1 protein-coding gene and 1 pseudogene are annotated in these 1,841 nt (G+C 66.1%); both read left to right on the top strand.

Annotated features, from left to right (window positions below; translation table 11 throughout):
• Nucleotides 1-734: hydrogenase nickel incorporation protein HypB (hypB, locus tag JHD07_RS27485; RefSeq protein ID WP_291627767.1), on the top strand; the 734-nt coding region annotated here is incomplete at its 5' end.
• A pseudogene (locus JHD07_RS27480) lies at nucleotides 731-1,841 on the top strand (Sua5/YciO/YrdC/YwlC family protein); the annotation flags it as partial. The gene hypB and the pseudogene JHD07_RS27480, both read left to right, overlap by 4 nt.

The raw sequence follows: 1,841 nt of genomic DNA, 5'->3' as shown, positions 1-1,841 counted from the left end.
TGCTCGATTGCGGCGCCAATCCGGCCGGCCAGGAGATCGCCGGCATGAGCAGCGAGCGCATCATCCAGGTCGAGCGCGACATTCTCGGCAAGAACGACCGGCTCGCCGCCGACAACCGCGCGCGCTTCCGCGCCGACGAGGTGCTCGCCTTCAACCTGGTGTCGAGCCCGGGCGCCGGCAAGACCTCGCTCCTGGTTCGCGCGGTCTCCGATCTGAAGGACAGCTTTCCGATCGGCGTGATCGAGGGCGACCAGCAGACCTCCAACGATGCCGAGCGGATCCGTGCCACGGGCGTCGCCGCGATCCAGGTCAACACCGGCAAGGGCTGTCATCTCGATGCCGCCATGATCGGCCAGGCCTATGACCGGCTGCCCTGGCTGAACGGCGGCATCCTCTTCATCGAGAATGTCGGCAATCTCGTTTGCCCCGCGGCGTTCGATCTCGGCGAAGCCTGCAAGATCGTGGTGTTCTCGACCACGGAGGGCGAGGACAAGCCGCTCAAATATCCCGACATGTTTGCAGCGTCATCCTTGATGCTGATCAACAAGATCGACCTCGCGCCGCTGCTTGATTTCGACCTCGCAAGGACAGTCGAATATGCGCGGCGGGTCAACCCTGGGATCGAGGTGATGACGGTGTCGGCGCGCACGGGCGAGGGATTTTCCGCCTTCTATGCCTGGATCCGCAGGCGGTGGGCGAAGCCGAAGCACGCCGAGATGGCTGCGCAGGGGTGACGATGGACGGAGGGACGGGCGCGCACGATCGGAGAAGGTTGCGACTGCACGTGCGCGGCGCGGTGCAGGGCGTCGGATTTCGCCCCTACGTCTACGGCCTCGCCACGCGCTACTGTCTCGGCGGCTTCGTCGCCAACGATCCCGATGGTGTGGTCATAGAGGTCGAGGGCGAGCGCGCCTCGGACTTCGTGGCGGCGTTGCCGCTGGAAAAGCCGCCGCTGGCCCGGATCGACGACATTTCGGTGCATGCCGTCGGGGCGGTGGCGAGTGCGGAGTTTTGCATCCGCGCCAGCGAGCAGGGCAGGGTGTCGACGCGCATCGTCGCCGATGCCGCAACCTGCAAGGACTGCCTGCGAGAGCTGTTCGACCCCTGCAGCCGCTTTCATCGCTATCCCTTCGTCAACTGCACCCATTGCGGCCCGCGCTACACCATTGCCGAGCGGCTGCCTTATGATCGCTCGACCACGGCCATGAAGGGCTTTGCGATGTGCAGGGCCTGTGCGGAGGATTACGCCAACCCCATCAGCCGCCGTTTCCATGCCGAGGCAATCGCCTGTCCGCAATGTGGCCCAAGGCTCAGCCATGAGGTCGCGGAGATTGCCGACGCGGTCGCGGGCGGCAGGATCGTCGCGATCAAGGGGCTCGGCGGCTATCAGCTGCTCTGCGATGCCCGCGACGACGAGGCTGTACGGCGGCTGCGGCAGCGCAAGCATCGCGACCAAAAACCCTTCGCGGTCATGGTTGGATCGGTGGATGCGGTCGCGGACATCGCCCATGCCGATGCCGCCGAGCTCGCCCTGTTGCAAGCGTCGCCGCGGCCGATCGTGCTGATGACATCGCGCGATCGGCTCGCGCTGGCCATCGCACCGCAGCTGTCCCGTCTCGGTGTCATGCTGCCGGTCACGCCGCTTCATCACTTGGTCTTCGACGCGCTGAATTCCAGGCACCCGCGAGCCGGCGAAGCCTGGGTGATCGTCGCCACCAGTGCCAATCCCGGCGGCGAGCCGCTCCTCATCGACAATCGTGAAGCCGAGCGGCGCCTTGCCGGCATTGCCGACCTCATCGTCACGCACGACCGCGACATCGTCACCCGTGCCGACGATTCCG

The organism is Bradyrhizobium sp., assembly GCF_016462955.1.
In the GTDB taxonomy this organism is placed as follows: domain Bacteria; phylum Pseudomonadota; class Alphaproteobacteria; order Rhizobiales; family Xanthobacteraceae; genus Bradyrhizobium.
This window is presented reverse-complemented; position numbering and strand designations above follow the sequence as displayed.